The following is a 26,039-nucleotide window of genomic DNA, read 5'->3' as shown; positions in this document are numbered from 1 at the left end:
AATCGTTACAAAACCACACTGTTTATCCATTGCCAAATATAAAAACTATTATCTTGTTTTCCATTTTTATATTCGCTCCATATAGTTTGAACTTTTTCTTTATTCACATAATCAAATTTGGAAAACGCTTCTACTTGGTCTGAAAAGTAATCCTTCAGTTCATTTGAAATCCATTCCCTCTGGGGTGTTTGCAAAGGTCTTTTTGGTGCAAAAGCAATTGTAGTTCCTAATTGATTTTTAACCAAATCACGTAACATCCATTTCGTTTGACCGTTTTGCAGTTTCATTTCCTTTGATTGTGCAAAAGCCAGTTCAACCAATCTGTAATCTAAAAAAGGTTCGCGTAATTCGGTACTATGCATCATACTAACTCGATCATTGAAGCGTAAAGCTCGTGGGATTTTAGTATAAAACAAATCGCGAAACTGCAAATTTTGAAGATCATTGTCAAATGGCTGTTCATACTCTTCTTTTAAGGCAAACTTCAAAAATTTCGAATCAATTGCCTCTGGTCGAACAGGAGAAGAATTTGTTCCTTGAATGATACTGTTGCTGTTGTTCTGATAATAATCATAACCCGCCCATGCTTCATCCATTCCTTGACCATCTAGAAGTACTTTAATTCCTTTTTGACGTGCCGATTTGAAGAGTAAACTGTAGGCAATAGTGGGAAATCCGCCATAAGGTTCGTCTTGGTAATAACCAACTTCTTCAATCAATTTTGGAATTTCGTTATAATCTAGCAACACTTTATTCAAATGGTAAGGTGTTTTTTGCATCAATTGACTTACCCATAGCAATTCATCATAATTTTCATTATTAGAATAAAACGTAAAGGCTTCTATTATTTTCTGAGAAGGCAAATTATGATATACCAAACTAATTAAGGTCGAAGAATCTAAACCACCACTAACATTCATACCCAATGGAACATCGGCTCTAAAACGAAGCTTGACAGCCTCTATTAAAAGTGATTCGTATTGCTCTTTTAATTCTGATTTAGACAATTGCTTTATTTGGGCAATTCTTTCTGAAAAATTATACCATTTCTGAATTTTAATCGAATAGGAGTTTATCGTTTCAGAAAAAATTATTTCTAAAAAATGCCCTGCTTTTAGCTGATATATGTTTTCATAGAAAGTTTCGTGGGGTAAACCATACGTTCCAAAAGAATAGTAATTAGCCCAAACTTTATTGCTTTTTATTTTTGGAATTTCGGCTGCAAAAAGTGTTTTTATTTCACTTGAAAAATAAAATTGATTTTGATAAAAAGTATAATAAAATGGTTTTACACCAAATCGATCCCTTGCTGCAAAAAAAGTATTTTCCTTTCTATTCCAAATGGCAAAACTGAACATTCCGTTGAGTTTTTCTAACATTTGTTTTCCCCAAATGACATAAGCCGCAAGAAGGACTTCGGTATCGGAAGATGTTTTAAATTTATATTCTGAAAGCAATTGCGATTTGATTTCCAGATAGTTGTAAATTTCTCCATTGAACACAATTATATAATTTCCACAATTGCTCAACATCGGCTGATTTGCATCATTAGAAAGATCAATAATGCTCAAACGATTGTGTCCAAGAATTATTTTTTCATCGTTCCAAATTTGTGTAGCATCTGGTCCACGATGTTTCTGTGCCAAAAGCATTTTTTCTAAATCCATTTTGTTTTTTGGATTTGAACCTAAAATTCCTGCAATGCCACACATTAGATTTTAGATAAAAGGGTTGGTAATTTCTGTTCCGCCTTTTCCCAATCTTCTTGGGTATCAATATTGATATATAGATCAGGATTACTTTCGATATAAGTTAATTTTTCACCATAGAAAGAACCTTTTTTAATGGTTTCAACTTTGGTCAAATAAATAGACCCATCTCTAAAAAAAGCGTTGGGCAAATCTTGTCTTCTTTTAATAATTTCTTTTTCGCCTGTGGCAATTTCAAGAAATCCATTCTCATTGGATTCAAAAACCCAGTGTGGATTATATTCATCTGGCACCTTTAAAACACTTACTAAGGCATCACAATCGTTATTTATGAAAGTTGAAATGGCTAGGTCTATAAATCCATTTTCTCTAAAAAGTGAAGTTGGTTGAAGTAAACAGATAGCATCAAAAAATTCGTTTTGATTTTCAAAAAACGTAATTGCATGTTGTACAACAGCTATACTTGAAGCTGTATCTGAAGCTAACTCACTTGGCCTGACAAAGGGAACTTCGGCATTAAATTCTTTTGAAACTTTAATAATAGCATCATCATCAGTAGAAACAATGGTTTTGGTTATCAACTGGCTTTTTTTTGCTTGTAGAATAGAATATGCAATTAAAGGTTTGTCTCCAAGAATTTTTATGTTCTTCCCAGGAACTCCTTTTGATCCGCCACGGGCTGGAATAATTGCAAGAATTCTCATTAATACATTATGGTTTTATGAAATTGTAACGTCACTTTTGAAAGTAAATTGGCTATATCTTTTCCTGCATTTCCACCACCATAAATCGTTGATTGATTTGATTTTCCGTTAGAAATGACAGTTTGAATAGCTTTAACTATTTCTTGCTTATCATAGTCAACATCTACTACATTTGTTCCTCTATCCCTTCTGTTTTGACGTGAACCAATATTGATTACAGGAACACCCAAATAGGCACATTCTCTGATTCCAACACTTGAATTTCCAATCAGCCCTTGTGAATTATTCAATAAAATAAGAAAATCACTACCCTCCATGTTTTTGAAAAAATGAACGTTTTCCAGTTTGTTTTTTTCTCTAAAACTTCTTATTCCTGTTGATGTCCCATCGGCTCCTGCATCTACATTCGGCCAAAACCAGAGTGTTGGAATTTTCAACTCATTGATAGCATATAAAGTTTCTTCAATATGTTTTCTAGAATCTTGATATTCTGTTGTAACAGGATGTTGCATCACAACTAAATAACCATTGGACAAATCAGGTTCTGCTCCAACACCGCCATATTTTTGATACGGATCAAAATTCAAGCCTTCTATTTTTGCAACTTCAGAAGCAATATCAATGGAAGGACACCCCGTATTGAAAACAAACTGCGGATTCTCGCCTAATTTAATGACACGCTTTTTAGCACTTTCAGATGCAACAAAATGATAATCAGACAATTTAGTTATAGAATGACGCACTTTCTCGTCTATATTTCCTGTAACCTCCCCTCCTTGTATATGTGCTAGAGGAATATTCATATAGGAAGCAGAAATGGCTGTTGCCATGGTTTCAAATCGGTCGGCAACAGTAACAACTAGATCAGGTTTCAGGTTATCAAAAACAGTAGACAGTTCGAGAATTCCTATTCCTGTAGTTTTTGCAGCAGCAGTCAAATTTTCACCTTCAAGAACATTAAAGACTTTTGCAGCTATTGTGAAGCCGTCTTTCTCTATAAAACTTATTGCAGAACCATATCGGTCTAACAATGCCGATGCTGCAATAATTAATTGCAACTCCAAATCTTGATGATCTTGTATCGCTGACAATACAGTTTTCACGCGACTGTAAGAGGGCCGTGCCGTTATGACAACTGCTATTTTTCTTTTATTCATTCTAGATCTTCATCATTTAAAAAATCCCATTGATTTTTGTCAAAAATAAGTGTTTTACCAATAACATCATTGAATTTCGAGGCATCAATTCCGTATCCTTTAGGTTTTTTGGCCTCTAAATCTTCAAAAGTTAAAATATGGCCTCTGGCCAAGGGTTTATTTATAGCCAATGATTTTTCAAAAATTTGCTTTAAAGTTGTAAAATTTTCATTGTTGGATTTGTCAATTGGATGGCCAAGTGATGTTTTAATAGTTCTTACAGCGGTAACTAATTGTGCTGTTTCGTCAATAGTTAATGAAGATTTAGAATCGGGGCCAAATTGTTTTCTGTCAAAAACTACGTGAAATTCTAAAATCTCTGCACCAAGAGCTGTTGCTGCAATACAAGTTTCAATTTTAGCAGAATGATCTGAAAAACCTACAGTTACATTATATCTGTCTTTTAGTTCTTGAATAACATTCAATCCAAATTGTTCTGGTTGAGTAGGATAGGATGTAGTGCATTGCAAAATAGAATAAGTGGCATTTTTTGCTTTTAAAAAAGCAACCGTTTTATCTAATTCATCAAAACTACTCATGCCTGAAGATAGAATAATAGGCTTTCCTGTTGTAGCAATTTTTTCTAATATCAGAAAGTTATTGACTTCACCTGAACCAATTTTATAGCGTTTCACCCCTATTTCTTCCAACCAATCTACAGCCAAATTACTAAAAGGTGAACATAAAAATTCTAACCCAACTTCATCACAATGGGTTTTGATTTCAGCCCATTGCTGTAATGTGAAGCTCATGCGTTTCCAATAATCGAAACGGGTCTTATCTTCATAAGAAAAATTAACCCTAAAGGGTTCAAACTCGCTACTTTCGGCTTCGGGAATATGCATTTGAAACTTGATTGCATTTATTCCAGTTGAAGCTAAAGCATCTATGTAGGAATGAACCATCCCTAGGCTTCCATCATGAGCCTGACCTATTTCTGCAATTATATATGGGTTTGATTTCATATTTTTTTTGGCAACAATTCCTTGACTCATTCCTTTAATTGTTTACATTCTATAAAAATCTTCCACTTTGCTTTTTACAAACATCTTGAAAAATACTATTCTAAAACCTCTATTAAGTATCAAAATAGTAATTCTGACAATGATTATTGAGGCTCCAGATAATCTATCAATTTTCTAACATAATCAAAAGGTTGTTATGTAACTACAGATTTCTCTACTCTTTTCTGCATATGACCATCCCTAATCAATTATAATTTTATAAAAACAAAATTCAAAATATTTATCTATCATGTAACTCATTAACAGCTAATCTATCGATATAGAGATATTTTATTCATTCTATATTAGGTTTCTTAGGTTTCCAATACAATTTCGCATTGGGTAAATTTATATAATTTTCAAATTCTTTACTTGTTAATCTATTTGAATATTTTATTAACCTTGGCATATTGACAATTAAATCAAAGATTGCCAATGATATAGCAATGACCGCTCTTAAATCTCCTTTAAAAACTTTATTTTTCATCTGTATGCTTAATGTGTATAAAAATCTCCTTGAGATTTTTGACAATGGAAAAAAAAGAAAATATAGGTACCAACCCGAACGTAAAGAACGTCTTAAACGTGTAGTATAGTCAGAATGTGCTTTTCTAGCTTTATTATCTACTCTATGATGTACTAAAATTGACGGATTATAATGTATTTCCCATTTTCTTTTTATTAAATGAATTGATGCGAAATCTTCTTCCCCATAAAAAACAAACCATTCTGGAAATTTTGGAATTTCTCTTATAGCCAGCATTCTAAAAGCACATGCACCAGCTCCAAAACTTTTTACCTTTTGCTTACTTTCATCAGAAATGATTGAATCAGGATTTAATAAACTCCAAAAAATTCTAAACCCAATAACCGCACAACGTTTGTTTTCGTTAAAATAATCTTCTATAATATTTAAAATATCTAAGGTAATAAAATGCACATCATCATCAACACACAACACATATGGCGTATTCACCCTATCTAAGAGAATATTTCGCGTATAATGAATACCTTTTGTTTTCTCATTTCTAATTATGTCAATATTTGGATAATTGTTTTTAATAAACTCAAACGTTCCATCCGTAGAACCATCATCGCAGATTATACAATGTACATTTTCATTAACTAATAAAACGTTCATTTTTTTTAAAGTAAACTCTAAATCCTTTTGTCTATTTTTTGTAGGGATAATGATCGTAAATATTTTATCTTTCATAATTACGCACTCAAGTTTTGAATAATAATTTTAAGATTATCAATATCTAGATAATACTCTAAGTCAGGCCTATTGAGTTTAATATTTGAATTGTTTTTCCAATTTTGAAACATTATTTGAATGTGCTTCGTTATTTTTTTGACATCACTAGCTTCAGACCAAAACTCATAATTATCACCAAGCAAGCGTTTTGTTTCGCTATAATAGGGGCTCAATAGTAGTATTGGTTTGTTTGCAGCAATGCAGTGTGGGAATTTTCCAGGTAAAAAAGGGCTAATTTCAGATATAGATTCTAGAATTATATTAACACTAACCGCAAATTGTAATTGCAAAACCTCATCGAATGCTATATTTTTATTTATAACTATTAAATTTTCTAGTTCTTTCTGATATGATTTCAATTCTTTCTCAAAGTAAGAACTTTTACCGAGAATCAATAACTGACTTTCAGCTGCTGCCTCAGGATTGCTATTTATAAAATTTTTATAAGCTTCAATAAGGGCGACAGGGTTCCTTTGTCTCATCAAATTACCTGCATGGAGCAAAGTAAATTTGTCAGACTTAAAATAAGATGGTAAATTTGTAGAAACTACGTTCATATTTTTTATTTGGTGTGGTATTACGATCCCCGTTTTATCAAAATTAATAAAATAACTCCCCATCCAATCTTTTAGTAACAAGCTTGGAAAAGCACTATACTTTGCTTTTTTTGATACATTATTGAAAAAAAATTCCTTTTGGGCATAACCGGGCTGTATCCAATTATAGGGTCGTGGATAAAAATGATAGGGAAATGGATCATGAATATAAGCAATCCACTTATCGTGTAATTCAGGTAATTTTAATAAAGCATGATGCGGTCGAAAACTTGCTCCTTTGCTTAAGGTAATAACAAAATCAGGGCTGAAATCAAATTGTTTTTTAACAGCTGTAGCGATGCTATTAGAATCATTAAAAAAGGTGAAGGAAAATCCAAACCAGTTTTCCAAATAGGGATTTAGATTAAGCTTCGTTATCCTTGTAAAAATCCGCTCTGTTCTGCTTAAGAAATAAAGTAAAGTCCATTTCTTTTCAGGAATTGGAATACAATTTATATGAGCCAAGTTTATTGAATTTAAATCGACATGTTTTTGAGTATAATGACATACTAGAAGTTGAAATCCACACTTATCCAAGTTGTTAATGAGTGAAATTCTGCCTTTTGTACCACTACTGTCGTTTATGTCTAAAGACTCAACAATTACCATTATGCGTTTCATTATATTATTACTTTCCAGATATTAATAATTCTTATCCTGGCAAAATCAATCCATAACTTCTGGATTTCACCTTTTTTTAATCACCATTAAATAGCCTCTTAAAAACTGCTATAAATGAATGTGAAACTCTTTCAATCAATAAATCAGTCTCTTTAATTAAAGTTTCTGTTCTTCTTTTAGGGTTGCTGAATGTGATACTCCGATTAGCAACTATTATTGGAGCAATTTTTATAAAATTTGGTCACGCTCCTGCAATAATATCAATTAACATATTTTTTTTAAGTTGCTTTACAAATCTATGGACATATAATTTTACAGGTAGCAAGGTAAAGAAAACTATCCACCTAATTTTTTTTAGCCTTTGAAATTTTGTTAGTCCAAGAATGTGTTCAAATAAAAAATAGTCCTTATAATTTAAGGAAAATTGAACAAAAAAACGCATCAAATTATCCGTTAATAAATTTTTCTCTATTAAATTTGAAACAATATATACCGTTGCTTCACTTTTAGACTTTTTACGAATGGGATTATTGGAATAAAACTCACCTGTATTTGAATTGGGATGCTTTCTGTTATAATAAAGAACATTTTGAATACTAAGACCCTCAAAACCTTCTGCAATAATTCGGGAATAACACTCCCATTCTTCTGCATAGAGCAGCTCTTCTTTAAATCGGATGGTTTCAAAACATTTTTTGTTCCACAAAATCGTGCAAGAAGCTAGTCCAATCTTATGGGTTACGATTTCATAGAGATGAGATATGTTTAGAAACTGCTTCAATTTAGGTTCACAAAATTCATAATCAGGAACCTTATTTCCAAAAGATTGTTTTTGATAGTGACAGAAATCAACATTATTAGTTTTGAGAATTGCCAAGCTAATTTGTAAATTATCAGGATGTACGATATCATCATCATCAAAAAAGATAATATATTCACCTTGGGCTACATCCAAGCCATAATTTCTTGAACCTGGTAATCCTTTTTGATAGCTGTCTGGACGTTTTAAAAATTGCATTCTGTTGTCCTTTTCTAGAATCGGAGTTATAACTTCTTGGGTGGTATCGGTTCCGCCATCATCAATAATCAAGCATTCCCAATCAAAGAAGGTTTGTTGCTGTATGGAGTGTAGAGTTTCTTGAATGAGATGTGCTCTATTGTAGGTCGCCATGATGATGGTTATTGTTGGAGTCATTTGAAAATAGATTTGATAAAACGAATGGGTTTTAAAATTAAAGAACCTATTTTATACTCCAACTTGTTTTGATGTTTTAACATATCTTTTCTATAATTATTCCCTTTCTGCACATAATAATGGAGCGTTTCTAGAAAATAATCTTGATATAAATCCTTGTGCTTTGTCATGATATTATTCCGAATTGTAGTATCATATTCATTAAGTGCAACCGTTCGCATGGATGTTTTATGCTGCCGATAGTAAAACAAAACTTCGTTTATTACTTCAACTTTCCACCCATTTTTGGAAACACTTATGTAAAATTCCCAATCTTCATAACCTTGTCTCATATTTTCATCGTAACCACCAGCATCTTCCCAACATTTTTTTCTGAAAAGAGAATTACCAATAGCTGAGTTTTCAAACAAAAAGTCTTCAATAGTACCTCCTTTAGGTTTAAAAACATCTAACTTATAGTCGCTATCATAAAACCTTTGTCCCCAACAGCTGACCACGCCAACTAGTGGATTTTTTTCTAAAATAGTTGTAGCTTTTTGAAGAAAAGTTTTTTGAAACATATCATCAGCATCTAATGTTAGAATTAGTGTCCCTCTTGACTGTCTTATTCCAAAATTTCTGGCACTACTCAAACCGCCATTCTCTTTGTTTAAATATCGTATTCGATTGTCGATTTCTTGTAATTCTTTTGATATATTGTAAGTATCATCAGTACTTCCATCGTCAACAATTAAACACTCCCAATTGTTGTAAGTCTGTAATAAAACTGATTTTACACATTCTTTCAAATAACGAGAATGATTATAGCAGGGAACAATTATGGATACAAGAGGCACCATCATTTTTTTATAAGTATTAGCGAAAGTTTATAGAAACCCAAACCACGGATTTTATCTAAACGTAACAATTTATAAAGCAGTAAAATGGGAACCGAAATAGCCTGTCGTATAGAAAATATATTATTTTGCAAAAATACCCAATAGTACCTATATAGGTCAAAAAAACTACCATAATCTAAAACATGCACTCTAAAAAAAGTTAGTGGAAGATTTCCAATTTCCTTTTTGAATAAGGGTAAATATTTTTTATAAAAGAATAATTTCGACCTTATATGTTTCAACTTATCATCAAGAGTAGGTGAGGACTTATTGATTTCTTTTCTATAAAAACTATCAGGTAAGCATTCAGTCTCAGTGAAAGATTGTAATCCCTTAAGAAATGCATTTATGTGTAGATCTGGATCTTCTAGAACCTGTAAATTTTCATCGAAGCCGCCAATACTTCTTATTTTTTCAGTTACCCATAAGACACTCATTACACAAAACGGGTAATTATCCTTGATGAATAAATCTAGATATTTTTTTTCGGAATAATCATCTAGTATTAGATTGAAAATTGGTCCTAAATTTTTAATATTACCATAAAAAATTTGAGTCTTAAAAATATACAGATCAAAGTGTGGCATTTTGATTGACAATCCTAACCTTTTTTCTAAACAGTATGAAGCTAATAAATCATCTGAGTCCAAAAATTGAATAAATTGACCTTTTGCTTTTGAAATACCAATATTTCTGCAGCTTGATGGACCTTTTAAAAAATTACTAGGTCTAGGAAAATAAAAAAATCTCTTGTCCCCGTTAACAAAAACATTAACAACTTTTGCAGTATCATCACTACTTCCATCATCAACAATAATACATTCCCAATCCTCAAAGGTTTGTTCTTTTACACTTTTTAAAGTTGCTGTTATAATTTCAGCCCTATTATAAGTTGGTATAATTATCGAAACTTTAGGTGTGACCATTCTCAATTAAATTATTAGAAACATATGTTGACTTCTATTGCTGTCTTCATTGCATATCATGACAACCAAAATTATATAATAATTACATTCTAAGGGATTCGTATTTTAAAATATTCTCTTTATAAGTAGCATTTTTAATCGGAAAAGAGGCTAATAGTCCCTTTTGTAATTTCAGTACTAGCTCTTTTTTCGGAATAAAATAATCACTTGAATAAATTACATCTTCAATGTTTTTACCATATATGGGTGTAAGATCAAACTTCTCGACGGACTCAAAGTAATCATGAAATTTTATATCATCCCCACTTAGTTTATCAGAAAACTTCCACCACATTGCTGGAATTTCATATGCATTTGCAACTATAATACCGTGTAAGGAGGTAGATATAATCTTGTCACAAAGAATTATTTGCTCAATTACATTTTCAACATTGTTATTAAGCAAATTGATTACCTTCATATCATTAAAACTTGACCTACTTAAAAGATTTTGGACCTCTATATAGTCAATATAATGAGGTATAATCCCTATTTTGTAACGTTTCGAACTAGAATTGGGCTTGTATAGAAGCGGCAACAACAATGCAGGATCTCCGTAAACATTTGGTTCTTTAAATCCTAATTCTCTTATTCTCAGTGCAGTTCTAGGTCCTCTTACTGCTAAAAAATTACCTCCTCTTATATATTGATCTTGCTTTATTATACCACTTCCCCAAACGGTTGACTTTGTTCTAGCATCACCTATAATACTACCAACCATGATATAATGTTTACAATATTTGGAAAGTTTATCGGATGGTCTAAATAAAACAGGTGATAAACCTGTTAGTTTCTTTACGATATACGGAGTAACAATGTCGCCAAAATTTTCTAAAGCTTCATTCTCAAAATCTACTCTAGAATACCAATAGATTAATGGTTTTGATGTTAATTTATATTGTAAAAGTTTACACCAAAAATCTTTACCTCTAACTGTTTGGTTTCTTAAAAAAAAAATCGCTGTTTTTAATAATTTCTTCATCTGTCCAATTCCACTACTCTTGATTATTCAATCTTTATGAAAATTAGTTTCCGTCAAATCTTTAAAACTAAATCATTCATTTTTGTATATTCTATACTCATAAAAACAGAAACATACAACATCTGCATTCTCCTTATTGATTTCTACTTTTGACAATAGTATTTTTTTTCTAGATTTTACTTTTAATCCTTTATTAAAACATTATAATCCATTAAGACTTTACTTTGAACTGACGACACTAGCTTCCCTGTTCCATAATAATCACCCTCTGCAACATCAAAACTAAAAGCATTTTGTATCCAATCACTCAGTTCTTGATTTGCGACCAAATGTGTTGTCACATAGTAGGTTCCTTTATTTAAATTCAGCTTTTCTATTTCAAATCGGATTATTTTTCCGCTTCCTTTCAAAGATTGCTTAAAAACAGTAGTACTCAACCAGACAATTCTTTGTCCAGCATAATCGTCTATTCCTAAATCAAATTTTAATTTACTATTATCAATATTTTGTGGATTGTCAAATTCAAACTCCATTACAAACTTCTTCCCTGTTTGAGGTAGAACATCACGTGCATTTCCAAAAACAGATACATGATTCAACCGTACAACTCCACTACCTTTTCGATCTTTAATATCTTGAAAAGATAGCGCGGTAGAATTTTCCTTTAAATAAAACTGCACTGCTTCTTCTGTGGCTCCCTCAAACTGTATAGAGCCATTTTGAAGTACAATTCCCCGAGTGCACAAACTTTGCACAGCCGCCATATTATGACTCACAAAAAGCACAGTCCTCCCTCCTTCTCGCGAAATATCCTGCATCTTCCCAATTGCCTTCTTCTGAAATTCAGCATCACCAACAGCCAAAACCTCATCTACTACCAAAATTTCAGGCTCAAGAAAGGCGGCAACAGCAAAAGCCAATCGAACGGTCATTCCCGAACTGTATCTTTTTGTGGGAGTATCGATATAACGTTCACAGCCGCTAAAGGCAATAATTTCATCAAGCTTGGAGCTAATCTCTTTCTTCGTCATACCTAGAATGGCTCCATTTAGAAAAATATTTTCTCGTCCAGTCAATTCAGGATTAAAACCCGTTCCAACTTCTAACAGTGAGGCAATCCTTCCTCTGGATTTAATAGTTCCTGTCGTGGGAGCCGTCACTTTAGATAATATCTTTAACAAAGTGGATTTTCCCGCACCATTCTTCCCAATAATCCCCAGCACTTCGCCACGCTTTACCTCAAAGTTAATATCCTGCAAAGCCCAAACATAATCACTCGTTCCTTTGGTACTCCGATCGTTAGTTTCGCCAACTTTCAAATAAGGATCTTCCTTGCCACGAATACGATGCCACCAACGATTTAAATCGTGGCTCAACGTCCCGGTGCCAACAGTCCCTAAACGGTATTGTTTGGAAATATTTTCAGCTTTTAATATGATATCGTCTGTACTCATTTTTATTTTTTAACACAAAAGCAATTGCTTGAACTACTTAATACTCTATATCTTCGATATACCAACTTCCCCTCCTAAACCGTATCAATAAAACTCTTCTCCGTCTTGTTAAAAATCAATAACCCTATAAAGAACAAAGCAATCGTTACTCCAACCGTATAAAACATACCTCCAATCGAAATTAATCCTTCATGCAACAACATATATCGAGCAGTTTCAATAACATAAGCCAAAGGATTGTATTCAATCAGCCAACCAAATTGAGGCAATTTTTCTTTCAATAACGCCATAGGATACATAACCGCCGAAACATACATCAGCAGTTGCACTCCAAATCCTACTAGAAAAGTAAGATCCCTATATTTTGTCACCATCGAAGAAATTATCATTCCTAATCCCAATCCGAGTATCCCCATCAATACAATCAGTAAAGGAAAAAATAACGTGGCAGTGCCTAATTTCACTTCCATTCCCTGAAAGGCGTAGAAAATATAAAAGGCAATAAAGATAAAAAACTGTATGCCAAATTTCACAAGGTTAGAAATCACGATTGACAGCGGTACGATCAATCTAGGAAAATAAACTTTTCCAAAAATAGAAGCATTCTTCTTAAAAGTATCAGAAGTATCATTCAGGCAGGAGGTAAAATAATTCCAAACCATTATCCCCCCGAGATTGAACAAAAATGGAGGAACATTTCCAGTAGAAATTCCAGCAACAGTATTAAAGATGATGGTAAAGATTACGGAAGTAAACAACGGCTGTATCAAATACCACAAAGGCCCCAAAATGGTTTGCTTATAAACCGTAACAACATCCCTTCTCACAAAAAGAAAAAGCAAATCCCTGTATTGCCAGACTTCCCTCAAATGAAGCCTGAAAAATTGGTTTTTAGGCTTAATTTCAAATAGCCAATCCTGATCGTTATTCCCACTCTTCATTAGTATACCTTCTATAGCTTAACATTTTACAAAGCCTCAAATATAATAATTTATGCCACATTTTAGCTTTTTTGATACTTTATTAAATTGCTATTTCATGTGAATACAGCCAAACAAGAGGAAAGTAAAGAACTTTTTTACAAATTCACCCAATATTGGAAAGTCCCTCACTGCAGTAGGGAGGTGACCAAAGGACAATGCGGTAAAAAATAGACATCTTCAATAGCGATGTGAATTCATATGCACTAAAAAAGGCGCAACCTTCCAGTTGAGCCTCGTAGAGATAGTAAAAACCGGAGTTTCCTACTTCGCAATCAGCTTTTCCAACCGGGCCATCATTTCATCTTTCTCTTTAAGCATACGCTCATAGAGGGCAATTTTATCATCATACAATTGGATAATTTTATCAATTGGATTAAAGGTACAGTTTGGATTAACTGCATTTAATGTTGATGTATCATTACTTGTAAAAGTATTCGAAATAATATTTACTGCCTGCTCCTCATCAAAATTCTGAAACGCCTCGACAGGAATATGCAAAGCCGCAGAAATCTGCCGAAGCATATCTTCCTCGATCACATCGCGCTGTTCAAGCATCGAAATTTTTTTCTGGTTCCAATCGCTGCCCAAGTCAAAGGCCAATGCCTCCTGCTTGATGCCTAGCATTTCCCTGAAACGCTTCACGTTTCTTCCCTGATGTATTTTTTGTTCCATGATTTGTTATGTAGTTCTAAAGCATCAAAAGAAGACCAATCAGATGAAAAGTCTTCACTCCAAAGATAAAAAATATCTTGTAAAATACGGGTATGCTCCTCAAAATATATGGTACCCTTTTTATTGACAACATGGCAAAGCATGCCAAAGAGTAAGCCTCTCAGGAAGAATGGGTAACAACTAAGATAAGGAAGAGAAAAAAGGTTGTCGCAAGAAGCACTTGCTTTAGGGCAGGTATTTCATGGGAAGGACGGGTCAAAGGATTTATGTATATCATTTTAGCACGGGTCAGGACGGGTCACTCTCCCGAGATACTCCCCATCTAAAGTAGGTTTACTGTATAGATAGAGTATGGGAAGTGTAGTAAACATTTAGGCAAGATAGAGTGGTAAAAAACACAAAAATGAAAGTGAAATCACGCCCTTGATTCCCTGAAAGTAGTGTAAAATACGGATATAAAACTAGAAAATGAGGTGCTAATATGATATAGTTATCCTGACATGAAAGGAATTTTCCCAACTACCACCATCTGACAAACTCCGCTAATTAACTTTTTTTTAATAAATTTACACCATCCTAACCCATCAAACATGACAGCTTGCAAAAACTGTAAGACAAATTTCAGTGGAAACTTCTGCAACAATTGCGGACAATCAGCAGAGACACATCCTATAAACTTCCATTATCTGTGGCACGATATACAGCATGGCGTCTTTCATTTCGACAAGGGACTTTTCTTTACCATCAGGGAATTATTTGTTAGACCTGGCGAAGCCATCAGGGAGTTCATTTACGGTAAAAGAGTCAGTCATTTCAAGCCAGTGGCTATGGTTTTCCTCTTGGGTTCCATATATGGCTTACTTTACCACTACTTTGACATCGGAACTCCACATCAGTTTACAGCCGATGCAGATAGTAAAACTGTGGCAATAAACAACCTTGTAAACAACTGGATGGCTTCACATTATGCCTTAGCTACAATGCTAATGCTTCCCTTTGTTTCCATCTCCTCCTATTGGGCTTTTTACAAGACAGGTTATAATTTGGTAGAACACTTTGTAATGAATTCCTTTATCACCGCCCAGAAATTAGTGGTATCCTTGCTGCTATTTCCTTTCCTCTATGCTACTAACAAGACTCCCGAAATGTTATCCGTCATTAGTGTCACCATGTTTATTGACTTCTTGCTAACTCTCTGGACCTACAATCAATTCTTCGAAACACAATCCAGACTAAAAAACATCCTAAAAACACTATTGAGCTATTTCATACTCTGTGTTTTTATGGCAATCGCAATTCTGGTAACAGTAATAGTAATGTTACTAACAAATCCCCATCTTTTATAAAAATGGTAACACAGGATTTTATAAAGGCTTTAGAAAACAGCACTGCCCATCGACCTGTACGCGACCAATTATCTACAGAAGTCCTACAAAATCCTGAATTATATATAGTATTAATAAAAAAAGCACTCGACCCTACTGATAAAAACCACTATAAAGCTTGCTGGACTCTAGAACTGGTTTTGGAACAAAAAATCGATTGGCTTGCAAACTATTTGGAAGATTTTTGCAAAATGCTTCCCTCTTTTTCCCATGATGGTGCCATCCGATCTATCTCGAAAATCTGCATGTTCACGGGAAAACATCATCTAAAATTAAGAAAAAGAAATCAAGATTTTTTAACCGAAAAGCAAGTTCAATACATTATTGAAACCTGTTTCGATTGGCTCATAAATGATACAAAAGTAGCTTCTAAGGTGTATGCCATGAGAACACTTTTCGAATTTGGAAAACTCCACCAATGGATTTACACAGAATTAAAAGAAATTCTTCCAAAAGATTTTATTTCACATTCTCCTGCTTATCATGCTGCTGCAAAAGAGATACTGCAAAAAATAGCTAAAGCAAAATAACCCCAGCCAGAAGCCCTTTGCTACATACTGGCGAGATAATCATTGAGCGACATATCATCAGTTAAACCGAGTTTTGCCGAGATACGTTCCTTTCGTTTACGACAAGCCTCGTAGGTAATATTAAGCATCATCGAAATTTCCTTGACCGTAAGATTCATGCAGAGATAGGAAATAAATCGGATATCATTAGAAGTTAGTTCGGGATGCAATGTTTTAAGCTTTTTTAGAAATCCTTGGTTTACTTCTTCAAAATGACGAATAAAATCATCCCAATCATTATCGGTTTTCAAATGATTTTGCAAAGCTTTCACATGGTCAATCAGCACTTTATTCTTGGACAACTCAGGCACACTGGTCAGTGATTCCAATATCTCCTGAAGTAATTGGTTCCGTCCTGATACATATAAGGCTTCCGCCGAAATTTTCTGGTTCTTTAATTCAATTTCCTTCTTCAAACGTTCCTGTTCTAGAACCGCAATCTCCTCCTTTTTCTTCGAAAGCAAATTGTCATCCATCTCCTTTTGCAGCTTAAACTGGATGATCTCCTGATTCCGTTCGGCAATAAGTTTCTGTTGCTTGTTCTTGATTCGCATGTTCCAAAACGTAATCGAAAGGAAAATGATAATGATCACACCCAGAGTCAAAATACTATAAAAGAACTTCCGTTCATACAAGATCTTGGCATCTTTTGCCGCAATTTCCTTCTGAAAGTTCTGGATTTGAAACTTTACTTCTCCTGTTTTAAACAACTGTATGTTTTTGATCTCATTGAGTTCATTGGTTACAGCCGTCACAGAATCTTTATATTGCAATGCCTCTTTATAATACTGCAGGTCGAAATAAATCCCAGATAGCAAATCGAAAATCTCCATCCTCACTTCCTTGTCGGGCTTTGCAGCCAAGGCTTTTTTCGTCCATTCCAAAGCAAGTTCCGGATTCTTTTCAGCTTTAAAAGTTTTGCCGATCATCTTGTAGAGGTGCACCAAGTTTTCGTTGTTCTTATCCTTCTTCACCGTCTCGACCAAAGCCAAAGCACCTGTCCTCGCCTTTAAAGTATGGCCCATCAGCAAGTCGTTATCGAGTTGCACTATTTTAACCAAAACCTGAACCTCAGGCTTGTTCTTCAAATAACGAGCTGCCTCATCCAGATACTTTCTGGCGCGTTGAAGCTTGTTGGTTTCATTATAAAAACTCCCAAGATTGATGGCACAATACCCCACTTTGGTAGAATCATTTATCTTCTTTGCAATATCATAAGCCTTGGTTAAATATTCCTCCCCTTTGATATACTTCTTTTCTTTGGCATAAATAATAGCAATATTTGCCAAAACTAGCAACTCCTGTTCCGAGCCCAAATGCTTAATCGCAATTTCATACCCTTTCAGATAATAATCCAATGCCTCTCCATAGTCGAGCATGACATAATAATTCCAACCTGTATGGTGTATCGCCTGAAAAGATTGTTCGTGCCAATTGTTTCGTTCGGCAAGGCTTCGGGCTTCCGTTAGTAGTTCAATCGATTTGACGTGATCCCGCTTGAAGAGTGCATCAATTCCAACCTCAATTATAGAATCGCAGTATTTCTTAGTTTGAGCGATTAATGCATTTGTTCCTAACAAAAGGAACAGCATTACAAATAAAGGAAAAGATTGGGGCTTTACAGTCATTTGATGTTACTTATTATACTTCGAATGTTTGCAAATTTGAGTATCGTATTAAAAAATATTTTTATGTAGCGAATTTAATCATTGTTGAGAGTAAAAACAGTTTTTAAACTTATAATTTTTCCGAAAGCATTATATTTCTAACAACTTTATAATTTCTATACAATTTTAGTTTAATTTTAATAACTCCTCGCTTTAAATTTGACTAAATTTGAGTAAATCAAAATCAAAATCCAATGGAAAGTTTTACATTTCAGCATGACGTGCAGACCTATTGTGTCACTGCAACCAGTTTTCCCGAAGGTATTCAAGCAGCACATGAACAATTGCATGCCTTGTTGCCACAAAATGACCGCCGAAACTATTATGGCGTTTCATGGCAAGCCGAAGACGGTTCGATCATCTACAAGGCTGCTGCCGATATCATGGAAACCGATGGTCCAGAACTTTCAAATCTAGAAACCTTCACCATCAAAAACGGTCCTTACAATAGCTTCTTTATCGCCAACTATGCCGAAAACCTGGACGGAATCAAACGTGCCTTCGACTTGCTACTCGAACAACACGAAGTGGATCCCAATGGATATTGCCTAGAATGGTATATGGACAGGGATGTGAAATGCATGGTTCCACTAGGAAAAGAATACAGACCCTTTACTGGATTGAATAAGGAGTAAGTAGAAAGCACCAATTTTCCTAAAATAAATTAGTGAAAATTGGTGCAATTTGTGTCTATATTTTTAAAAACGAATCTAAGGTATCGCTACCTTCATCTGCTTATGCAAAATATGAATATCTAATTTAGTCTCGGTACCAATATATTCTCCATCAATCTGAAAGCTAACTGGAAAACCTGTCGTAATTGTTGCCTTATCTGTAGAAATAATCTCCACATCTTCTGAATCTACCGGGATATTACCCGAAATGATTTTGGCAAAAACAATAAGATCCAAGTTTTTCAGGATCACAATCTCAAACTTCCCGTCGTTCATCTTCCCATTGGGATTGATGGTCACTCCTGTTCCATATTTCTGTGAATTCGCAATCACAATCATTCGGGCAACCGTTTCAACCGTAGTATTATTAGCTATAATAGTAGCGGCAAAAGGTTCTTCTTGTTCGCTCAAAGTAGTAATCGCTTGCAGGGCATATCCCATCATGCCACGTGTAGAACCATTTTCATAGTTTTTCACCAATTGAGCATTCAGTCCGAGGTCGCTCAAATGAAGGCTCTTCATATTGTTGATCGCCACCATGTCCATCTCCATATAATTATGATGCAAGGCGATCGCGAGATTCTCCTCCAGAGTAGAAGGCAGGTTTAAATCTACAGACAATCCGTTAGCCGAACCCGCTGGCAAGATTCCCATCACTACATCAATATCCTGCAAGGCATCGGCCACCATTTTGATTGTGCCATCACCACCTGCAATCAACACTCGATAAGGAGCGTGCTTCTCGACAGCCTTTTTAATCTTGACACCATCGTTTTGTCCGGTAGTTTCATATACAAAAAGATCCATACCTTCCTTTTCTACATAAAGCTTTGCTGTGTCGATCAATTCGGCTTTATCTATATCACCCGAAATGGGGTTCACTACCATCAAGATATTCTTTTTCACAACTTTATTTCTTTTATTGAGTAAATTTAGCTAATTTGTAGTATAAAAAATATTAAAAATGAGGCCTATTTTAAAGTTGTACCGCGGATATGCAAACGAGCAGGAGCTCATCGTTATGGGTCACGTTTTCAAGCCTACAACCAAGGAAGACTATGATTTCCAGAAGAGGAAATTTAAGAATGCCAAGTCGGTCATCCGAATGTTTCGTATCAAGACCCAAGCCAATGCCGACGTTTATCTCGAACGACAAGGCATCAAGATACATACTAAAACCCTCGATGATGGCTATTTCAAGTTCTGCATCCCCATTCAGGAAATATTGGGCTATGGATGGATGGACTATCGGGTTAGCATCTTTCATGAAGGCGAAGAAATTAGCATCAAGGGAAGCTATGTTCGTCCGCATGACGGAAATCTGGGGTTTATATCGGATATCGATGACACTTTTCTAGTATCACATACTCGGAATATCTTTAAGAAAATGTATATCTTATTGTTCCGAAATGTCAACGACCGGAAGATATTTGACGGAGTCGTTCCTCATTATCAAGCCTTGAGTACTGCTGGGCGAAACAAAAAAGACGAGCAAAATGCCTTCTTCTATGTTTCCAGCAGCGAATGGAACCTCTACCGTTTTATCGTTCAGTTCACCGAGTTGCACCAACTTCCACGTGCCGTCATGTTGCTAAAAGACATCAAGACCAGTTTGACCGACTTCTTTTTCACAGGACGTGGCGACCACAACCATAAGTTCGAAAAGATTAAACATATCTTGGAATTCTATCCCAACTTGCAATACACGCTTCTAGGTGATGACTCACAGGAAGACCCTTATCTCTATGAAAACATCTGCAAGATTTTCCCCATAACAGTTCGAGCGGTTTACATCCGCCAGACGGGAAACCATAAAAAGCAAAAAACAGAAGAAGCCATGAAAAACATGGAAAGCCTGGGGGTTCAAGTATGCTATTTCCGCGACAGCAGCGAAGCCATTGAACATTCTAAGAGAATCGGACTTATAAAACATGAAGACAGTTCAACACTTTCTTAACGAGTTTTAAAAATATGTCAAGCATAAATAAATATCCGTTCTAGCTCGCCCCAAATGTCAACAAGTTATGGTCGGGATCTAGCAATGAGAACTCCCTTTGTCCCCAAGGTTTTGTTGCCAAATGTCCATTGGGATGTATAGGTACTTTGTTGTCCAACAGTGTTTGATATAGGGCATCAATATCGTTGGTTCTAATATAAACTTGTCCATAGTTTTCCTTTGGATACAGAGTTACAAACTCAAAGAAATGGATCTCAATAGTGTCTTTCTGCAACATTAAGTAACCGTCAAAGTCTTGATCACCAACACGACTAAACCCTAATTTGTTTATATAATAGTCTTGTGTAACTGCCTTGTCGCGCATTGGCAGCTTTGGGTGTATTGCTGTTAGCATAGTATACGTGGTATTTGTTATAATGTAAAAGATTTATCAACCTCAGTTTAATTTATAAATCGCATCATCCGTTAGAAACTTCCCCCATCACCTTCTCCATTTTAATATCCGCCCTTTCATAAAGTCCCTTTTCCAGTTCTATTTCCCTGAAACCATATTTGCGATACAGGTGAAGTGCCGAGAGTAACTGTGTGTTCGAATACAAAACGAGTCGCTCAATTTGTTTTTGCTTTGCCACTTTCAAGCAATGCTCCAGTAGGATCGTGCCAATTCCATGTCCGCGGGCTTTCTCTGATACCGCCATCTTTCCTAGTTCGAAAATGCCATCGCTTTTCTTGAGGAGTGAAGCTGTTCCCACAATTTCACTTTCTAGCAGAGCATAAAAAATAAAGCCACCCTTGTCAATTATATATTCTTTTGGGTTCGAAAGCGATTTCTCATCACCTTCTTCCACCCGAAAATACTTCTTCAGCCATTCATAATTGAGCACTTTGATTGCTTCTTTATGGGCATCGGTAAAATCTATTATTTCAATTTTATTGTTCATAGTTGTTTGCAGGGCAATGCTTATAATCTGAAGGAATTAACCTCATTACGAGTGGAACGTTCCAAGTAGTAAAAATTCAATTTATATACTATTTAAAATTGTTGAGGAAATTTTCAATAGCTGATGGCTTACTTCCTGCAAACTGGTCACCATTACTAAAGATTTTCTCTTCACTACTTCACTACCCATTCACAAAGCTAATATAAACAAAAAACCGTAAGTTGGCTTACGGTTTTTGTTTATGGACATGGAATGTAAATTTGAAAAACTGTTTTGAATATCAAAGCAATCAGTTACTATGTCGGGTAACTTCACAAATATCTTGCTTTTTCTATTCCATCGGTTGCATGATTACATGCACTTCTGTTATTTCCTTGTCATTGATGGCAATTTTCACAAGTTCCTCTTTAAAGCCATTCTTTGTAAAGAGCATTTCGTAGTTGCCCGGTTTCATTTTCTTGATTCTAAACATTCCTCTTGGACCTGTTGTGATTTCCAATCCTGTTTGTGGTTCACGAATTACTACGTTTGCCATTGCCTCCTTTGCCACATTCTTCACAGTTCCTATTACAGAAGCTGGATGTGCACCCGGATTGATTAGAATTCGGTTATTTTTATAGTTACGGTAAAAATCATGGTGTTCATCACGGATCATCTCGAATACCTTGTCCATCTTTTTAAGGAGCTTTCCGGTGTCTTTAAAGAGCATCCCTAGCTCGTCAGTAGCATCTTTTTTAGTGGTTATTTTTAGCCTTGGTTCAGGCATTATTTTCTTGAAGTTTTCGATATCGATGTTTAGGTTTTTAATCATAACCTCCGTAACACCGTAGGGCACCAAACCTTCAAAGTTGGTGAAGCTGGCATCGTGAATGATTTTGCACCTGTCGATGAGGATTGTATCAGCACTTTCGGAAAGCTTTGTTTTGGAATAGTTCACCATTTGCTGTAATTCTTGAAGTTCCTCATCAATTGCAAAGGCTGTTATTTTCCTTCCCATTTTTAACGACGAGTTTACTAGTTTTTCTTTTAGTGTGTTTTTAAGCTGGGCTGTACCTGTGTTATTGCGTTCCTGTTTTTTACGGAAATCTTCAATTTCTTCGATACACTCTTTAAGGGATTGATGATAGAATTTGAATTTCGGGATTTTCTCGATAATCTTTTCTGGGGTTTCATCTAGTCCCTTATCTACCACAATGTGCATACTTGCTTTTCGTTCCTGTAATTTGTTCATAGCGATTTTGTTTTAATTGTTTTGTGCTAATTTTTTCATCAAATTAAATAGATTACACTAATTAAACAAACAATTTTTTGATTATTTTTTATTTAATTATTTATTTTTACATTATTATGATATTATAAAACATTTTTATAGAAACAATAGCATTAAACAGGTACTTATAAATAAAATCACTGAACATACTCCAATTGTTTCAAAACATATCAATATTTAACTCTAACTTATAAGGACTCATGTTAAACTTTCTCGCCTTAATGACGAGCTTATTCACATTGATGCCGAACGAATAGGCTCTCATGCTGAACGAATCGACTCTAATGACAGACGAATTGACGTTATCGATATACTTATCAATATTTATAAAAAAAATAGTGGCTTTTATAATAACCAAATGGAATCTGTTTTTGAACGATTGGATATTGATTGCGGATGAAATGATTTGTAGTATGGGTTAAATGGTTTTCATTATGAACCAAATGAGTTTGATTATGGATTAAATGGGTTTGTTTTGGACTGAAACCATTATTGCTTTGGGATAAATGGGTTTAATAACTTCTACTAAAAAATGCAGGTTGCATAATGAGACATTCAAAAAAGCTAATTATTGTAGTTGTATTATAGATTATAGATTTTATGTTTTTTTTGTAATTATTTTGAGAGTTCACGGTTTTCCTTATTTTTTAATGGGTTATTTTTTATATGTTTGGGGAATAGAAGGAGTATATTCTTTGTGGGTACGAACATGATTCTGGCGCTAGAAAAGAGAAATAGAACAAATAAAACACATTAAATTAAAGACATAGAATATGAAAAAAATCTTATCAATACTTTTTTTATCAAGCTTTGGATTGAGTGCCCAAACTACTATTATTGAAGAAACATTAAGTAAAGAAAAACCTAAATTCACATATAATTATTCACACCAAATGAATAAAATTATTATCAGTGAAGCTTTTGAAAAAAGTATAGGTGGAGGTATTTTCAATAAAGCTTTTATGCTTGATGAGAATGGAAATAAAGAAATGATTGTTGATGGAGAAAACTTCAGTTCCCTTGAACTATCAGAAAATGGAGTGGATTTTTTGACTATCTATTTAAAAAAGAAAATAGGCCCAAGAGTTATTACCTATTATACTAATTCTAAAAAACATGACTTTGGAGAAATGCAGAACTTTTTTGGCGGTTTTTATTTGTATAGGCATTTATTTACTGATCAATATCAGCTAAAAATTCTTGATGCTAGTGGAAAAACAGGATTTGAATTTGACAAAGACGGTTTTTATCTACATAAAACTGACTTTACCAAGAAAACATCAAAAAAAATCTCTCTAAAAAAGCCTAATGTTCAACGTCTAAAAGGAGAGCATTTATTGAAGGTTAAAGATATTGGGTGCTATGCTAATTTGGTTGACAACAACAGTTTTGAACTTGTCACTAAGAGTGTTAGCAAAGATCTAACTAGCAGTACTATGTATCGAACGATATATGATTTAGAAGGAAATATACTTCATGACTATAAATATGACTATAAACTTCCAAAAGGACAACTCGTAAGATGTACTACCCGAGAAGGAGAAACCTCCATTTCTGTGCAACCAAATAAATCTATAAGTAAATCAAGCGAGTTTGGACAATTTGGACCTATGCTAGATTTAGGAATAAATGAGCATTTTATTGACCCAATCACGAAAGATATTTACATCTATGGTTTGTATGTTGATGAATTTCCTTCTGGTTTTTATATGATTCGATATAGTAACGAAGGAGAAAAAATTTGGGAAAAACAATTTGAAATTGTAGACAAAAAAGGGTTAAATAATAAAAGACAAACTTGGAGTAGTGTAGAATTATTTACCAATAATTACATGGATGAAAAAACGTTGTATTTTACAATCCATGGAGGGATGGGCGGTGATCATTACAATCATTATTTTTTATTGGATAAAGAAAATGGAGCAGTTGAGAAGCAAGTATATAAAGTCAGTGAATCGGATGTTAGAGGTGGTTTCATGACCTTGTCACATGCATCTATTTTTGAAAATAACAAACTCGGTAAAAACAAGTATGGTTGTGACATAACTGTAATGGCCTATCACTTGAATGAAAAAGTTAAAAATTATGTAGATAAAGTAACAGCTAAAAAAGATGTTATTTTTGATAGTTTTATATCTTCAAAAGGTTTATGGCTATTAGAATCCGACAACAACAATTACTATAAAGTTACTTTATTTAAGGATTAAAATGAATTTAATATACTAAAACAACAAGGATGACACTAATTGCAATCTTCTTTCCATTCCTTTCCTTCATGCTTAGAGGCAGAATCCTGACTGGAATTCTATGTTTGATCCTGCAGATTACGCTAATAGGATGGATTCCGGCTGCAATATGGGCGGTTCTTTCTTTGCAAAACGCTCGTGCCGAACGTAGAAACAGGGAATTGATTAGGGAACTGAGACGGAAGTGAAAGAATGTATTTACATAATAATAGTATTGCTTTAGAATTTTAACAATAAAAATATGCAATTCTCATACTGTTGTAGTATTTTAGCTTCACCTAAATTTTTAAAATTATTTATTATGAGAAAATTATTTTTGTTTTCAGTTCCTTTTTTGTTTTTAGCTTTTACAAGTCCTGCTGACCAACCTACAAAGCAGGTTATTGAAAAAGAGAATACTGCTTTTACCGATCAGTATATGGTGGAAGCTATGGATTGTAATTATTCGCCAACACACATCAGGGTTAGGATAACAAAGACTGATGATCAGCCTTTGATTCCATCTACAGTTTACATGCATGTTGATGGTGTGTTAATTGGATCGGGAGGTCGTGTATGGAATGTTCCTAATAATGGATCAGTTGTAACATTTTCAACACTTTCTGGCGGGAACTATGCTATAATTGCAATGGCAAGTATTCCTGGTTTGTGTCCATGATTTTAAGTATTTGTTAGTTTAAGTATTTTAAGTTATAATGCTAAAAGCGGCAAATATTAATTTATTTGTCGCTTTTTATTTTCCTTCGATTAATGTTACTTAAATATTCCTACTACATTTGTCTTTTACACTTATATTCACTTTTTAACAATGGTATATGAAAACATTATAAAGCAAATACTATTATATTTAAATTGAATTGTATAGATTTATTGTAGTAGTTATTGACCGATTGAAATTTAATACTATTTGACACACAAGACCACAATCTTCAAATTGTTAAATTAAGAATATAATGGAAAACACCCGAATATTTAAAATGGCTTTCGCCAAAGTATATCCCCTCTACCTCCCCCGCTAGCGCATTCTATGATAAAAAACAAATAAAATATTAAAAATTAACAGGCAAATTTATATGTATTTACATATGGAGTTTGTCTGTTAATTACGCTAAA

Annotated in this window: 25 protein-coding genes; 7 read left to right on the top strand and 18 right to left on the bottom strand. The window is 34.1% G+C overall.

What is annotated here, in order from left to right; all coding sequences use genetic code 11:
* Window positions 1-5 precede the first annotated feature (5 nt).
* The 13 genes from asnB to G508_RS0115555 form a co-directional block, all read right to left on the bottom strand.
* Window positions 6-1,712: an asparagine synthase (glutamine-hydrolyzing) gene (asnB, locus tag G508_RS0115615; RefSeq protein WP_026706183.1), complete on the bottom strand. Its 1,707-nt coding sequence runs from the start codon at window positions 1,710-1,712 to the stop codon at window positions 6-8.
* On the bottom strand, window positions 1,712-2,413 hold the full coding sequence (locus G508_RS0115610) for an acylneuraminate cytidylyltransferase family protein (protein WP_026706182.1): 702 nt from the start codon (window positions 2,411-2,413) through the stop codon (window positions 1,712-1,714). Before G508_RS0115610 ends, asnB begins: the two co-directional genes overlap by 1 nt.
* A complete protein-coding gene (gene neuC / locus G508_RS0115605; protein ID WP_026706181.1) occupies window positions 2,413-3,570 on the bottom strand; it encodes a UDP-N-acetylglucosamine 2-epimerase in 1,158 nt (385 codons plus the stop codon). Before neuC ends, G508_RS0115610 begins: the two co-directional genes overlap by 1 nt.
* On the bottom strand, window positions 3,567-4,604 hold the full coding sequence (locus G508_RS0115600) for an N-acetylneuraminate synthase family protein (protein ID WP_407918637.1): 1,038 nt from the start codon (window positions 4,602-4,604) through the stop codon (window positions 3,567-3,569). Before G508_RS0115600 ends, neuC begins: the two co-directional genes overlap by 4 nt.
* Before the next feature lie 304 nt (window positions 4,605-4,908).
* Window positions 4,909-5,829, bottom strand: coding sequence for a glycosyltransferase family 2 protein (locus G508_RS0115595; RefSeq protein WP_026706179.1), 921 nt, complete (start codon window positions 5,827-5,829; stop codon window positions 4,909-4,911).
* 2 nt (window positions 5,830-5,831) lie between these two features.
* The gene (locus tag G508_RS0115590; protein WP_157486066.1) at window positions 5,832-7,088 is read right to left on the bottom strand and encodes a glycosyltransferase family protein; all 1,257 of its coding nucleotides are present in this window, start codon (window positions 7,086-7,088) and stop codon (window positions 5,832-5,834) included.
* Between the two features lie 241 nt (window positions 7,089-7,329).
* Window positions 7,330-8,283, bottom strand: a complete 954-nt coding sequence (locus G508_RS0115585) for a glycosyltransferase family 2 protein (protein ID WP_026706177.1) — start codon at window positions 8,281-8,283, stop codon at window positions 7,330-7,332.
* Window positions 8,280-9,125: a glycosyltransferase family 2 protein gene (locus G508_RS0115580; protein ID WP_026706176.1), complete on the bottom strand. Its 846-nt coding sequence runs from the start codon at window positions 9,123-9,125 to the stop codon at window positions 8,280-8,282. Before G508_RS0115580 ends, G508_RS0115585 begins: the two co-directional genes overlap by 4 nt.
* Complete coding sequence (locus tag G508_RS19660; RefSeq protein WP_051197703.1) at window positions 9,122-10,087, bottom strand: glycosyltransferase family 2 protein; 966 nt, start codon at window positions 10,085-10,087, stop codon at window positions 9,122-9,124. The genes G508_RS0115580 and G508_RS19660 overlap by 4 nt, the downstream gene beginning before the upstream one ends.
* An 82-nt stretch (window positions 10,088-10,169) precedes the next feature.
* Window positions 10,170-11,108, bottom strand: coding sequence for a polysaccharide pyruvyl transferase family protein (locus G508_RS19175; protein ID WP_051197700.1), 939 nt, complete (start codon window positions 11,106-11,108; stop codon window positions 10,170-10,172).
* Window positions 11,109-11,290: 182 nt separating this feature from the next.
* On the bottom strand, window positions 11,291-12,562 hold the full coding sequence (locus G508_RS0115565) for an ABC transporter ATP-binding protein (RefSeq protein WP_026706175.1): 1,272 nt from the start codon (window positions 12,560-12,562) through the stop codon (window positions 11,291-11,293).
* Window positions 12,563-12,636: 74 nt separating this feature from the next.
* Window positions 12,637-13,503, bottom strand: a complete 867-nt coding sequence (locus G508_RS0115560) for an ABC transporter permease (RefSeq protein WP_026706174.1) — start codon at window positions 13,501-13,503, stop codon at window positions 12,637-12,639.
* A gap of 303 nt (window positions 13,504-13,806) precedes the next feature.
* Window positions 13,807-14,217: a helix-turn-helix domain-containing protein gene (locus tag G508_RS0115555; RefSeq protein ID WP_026706173.1), complete on the bottom strand. Its 411-nt coding sequence runs from the start codon at window positions 14,215-14,217 to the stop codon at window positions 13,807-13,809.
* 590 nt (window positions 14,218-14,807) lie between these two features.
* On the opposite strand from G508_RS0115555, the gene G508_RS0115540 reads away from it, so the two are divergent.
* Window positions 14,808-15,563: a DUF3667 domain-containing protein gene (locus G508_RS0115540; RefSeq protein WP_026706172.1), complete on the top strand. Its 756-nt coding sequence runs from the start codon at window positions 14,808-14,810 to the stop codon at window positions 15,561-15,563.
* 2 nt (window positions 15,564-15,565) lie between these two features.
* Window positions 15,566-16,132 carry a hypothetical protein gene (locus tag G508_RS0115535; RefSeq protein WP_035695013.1) on the top strand — a complete coding sequence of 189 codons (567 nt, stop codon included), beginning with the start codon at window positions 15,566-15,568 and terminating at the stop codon, window positions 16,130-16,132.
* 20 nt (window positions 16,133-16,152) lie between these two features.
* Here G508_RS0115535 and G508_RS0115530 read toward each other — a convergent pair whose 3' ends face one another.
* On the bottom strand, window positions 16,153-17,799 hold the full coding sequence (locus tag G508_RS0115530; RefSeq protein ID WP_026706170.1) for a tetratricopeptide repeat protein: 1,647 nt from the start codon (window positions 17,797-17,799) through the stop codon (window positions 16,153-16,155).
* A 233-nt stretch (window positions 17,800-18,032) separates the two neighbouring features.
* Here G508_RS0115530 and G508_RS0115525 point away from each other — a divergent pair, with 233 nt between their 5' ends.
* The gene (locus G508_RS0115525) at window positions 18,033-18,473 is read left to right on the top strand and encodes a hypothetical protein (RefSeq protein ID WP_026706169.1); all 441 of its coding nucleotides are present in this window, start codon (window positions 18,033-18,035) and stop codon (window positions 18,471-18,473) included.
* A gap of 75 nt (window positions 18,474-18,548) precedes the next feature.
* On the opposite strand, the gene G508_RS0115520 is transcribed toward G508_RS0115525, so the two are convergent.
* Entirely contained in the window at window positions 18,549-19,418 is an 870-nt protein-coding gene (locus G508_RS0115520; RefSeq protein ID WP_026706168.1) for a diacylglycerol/lipid kinase family protein, read from the bottom strand.
* Window positions 19,419-19,476: 58 nt separating this feature from the next.
* Between G508_RS0115520 and G508_RS0115515 the strand changes: the two genes are divergently transcribed.
* Window positions 19,477-20,469 (top strand): App1 family protein, encoded by a 993-nt coding sequence (locus G508_RS0115515; RefSeq protein ID WP_035695012.1) that lies wholly within the window; start codon window positions 19,477-19,479, stop codon window positions 20,467-20,469.
* 40 nt (window positions 20,470-20,509) lie between these two features.
* On the opposite strand, the gene G508_RS0115510 is transcribed toward G508_RS0115515, so the two are convergent.
* The 3 genes from G508_RS0115510 to G508_RS0115500 all read right to left on the bottom strand — a co-directional run bounded on the left by G508_RS0115510 (window position 20,510) and on the right by G508_RS0115500 (window position 22,641).
* On the bottom strand, window positions 20,510-20,863 hold the full coding sequence (locus tag G508_RS0115510; protein ID WP_026706166.1) for a bleomycin resistance protein: 354 nt from the start codon (window positions 20,861-20,863) through the stop codon (window positions 20,510-20,512).
* A gap of 64 nt (window positions 20,864-20,927) precedes the next feature.
* Entirely contained in the window at window positions 20,928-21,410 is a 483-nt protein-coding gene (locus tag G508_RS0115505) for a GNAT family N-acetyltransferase (RefSeq protein ID WP_026706165.1), read from the bottom strand.
* Window positions 21,411-21,741: 331 nt separating this feature from the next.
* Complete coding sequence (locus G508_RS0115500; RefSeq protein WP_026706164.1) at window positions 21,742-22,641, bottom strand: carboxypeptidase-like regulatory domain-containing protein; 900 nt, start codon at window positions 22,639-22,641, stop codon at window positions 21,742-21,744.
* Window positions 22,642-23,453: 812 nt separating this feature from the next.
* On the opposite strand from G508_RS0115500, the gene G508_RS0115495 reads away from it, so the two are divergent.
* The 3 genes from G508_RS0115495 to G508_RS0115485 all read left to right on the top strand — a co-directional run bounded on the left by G508_RS0115495 (window position 23,454) and on the right by G508_RS0115485 (window position 25,584).
* A complete protein-coding gene (locus G508_RS0115495; protein WP_026706163.1) occupies window positions 23,454-24,887 on the top strand; it encodes a hypothetical protein in 1,434 nt (477 codons plus the stop codon).
* A 29-nt stretch (window positions 24,888-24,916) separates the two neighbouring features.
* The gene (locus tag G508_RS19880) at window positions 24,917-25,114 is read left to right on the top strand and encodes a YqaE/Pmp3 family membrane protein (RefSeq protein WP_026706162.1); all 198 of its coding nucleotides are present in this window, start codon (window positions 24,917-24,919) and stop codon (window positions 25,112-25,114) included.
* A gap of 113 nt (window positions 25,115-25,227) precedes the next feature.
* Entirely contained in the window at window positions 25,228-25,584 is a 357-nt protein-coding gene (locus G508_RS0115485) for a hypothetical protein (protein WP_026706161.1), read from the top strand.
* Window positions 25,585-26,039: the final 455 nt, after the last annotated feature.

Source organism: Flavobacterium soli DSM 19725, assembly GCF_000422705.1.
GTDB lineage: Bacteria > Bacteroidota > Bacteroidia > Flavobacteriales > Flavobacteriaceae > Flavobacterium > Flavobacterium soli.
The sequence above is the reverse complement of the archived record's forward strand: the minus strand, read 5'-3'. Positions and strand labels throughout refer to the sequence as shown.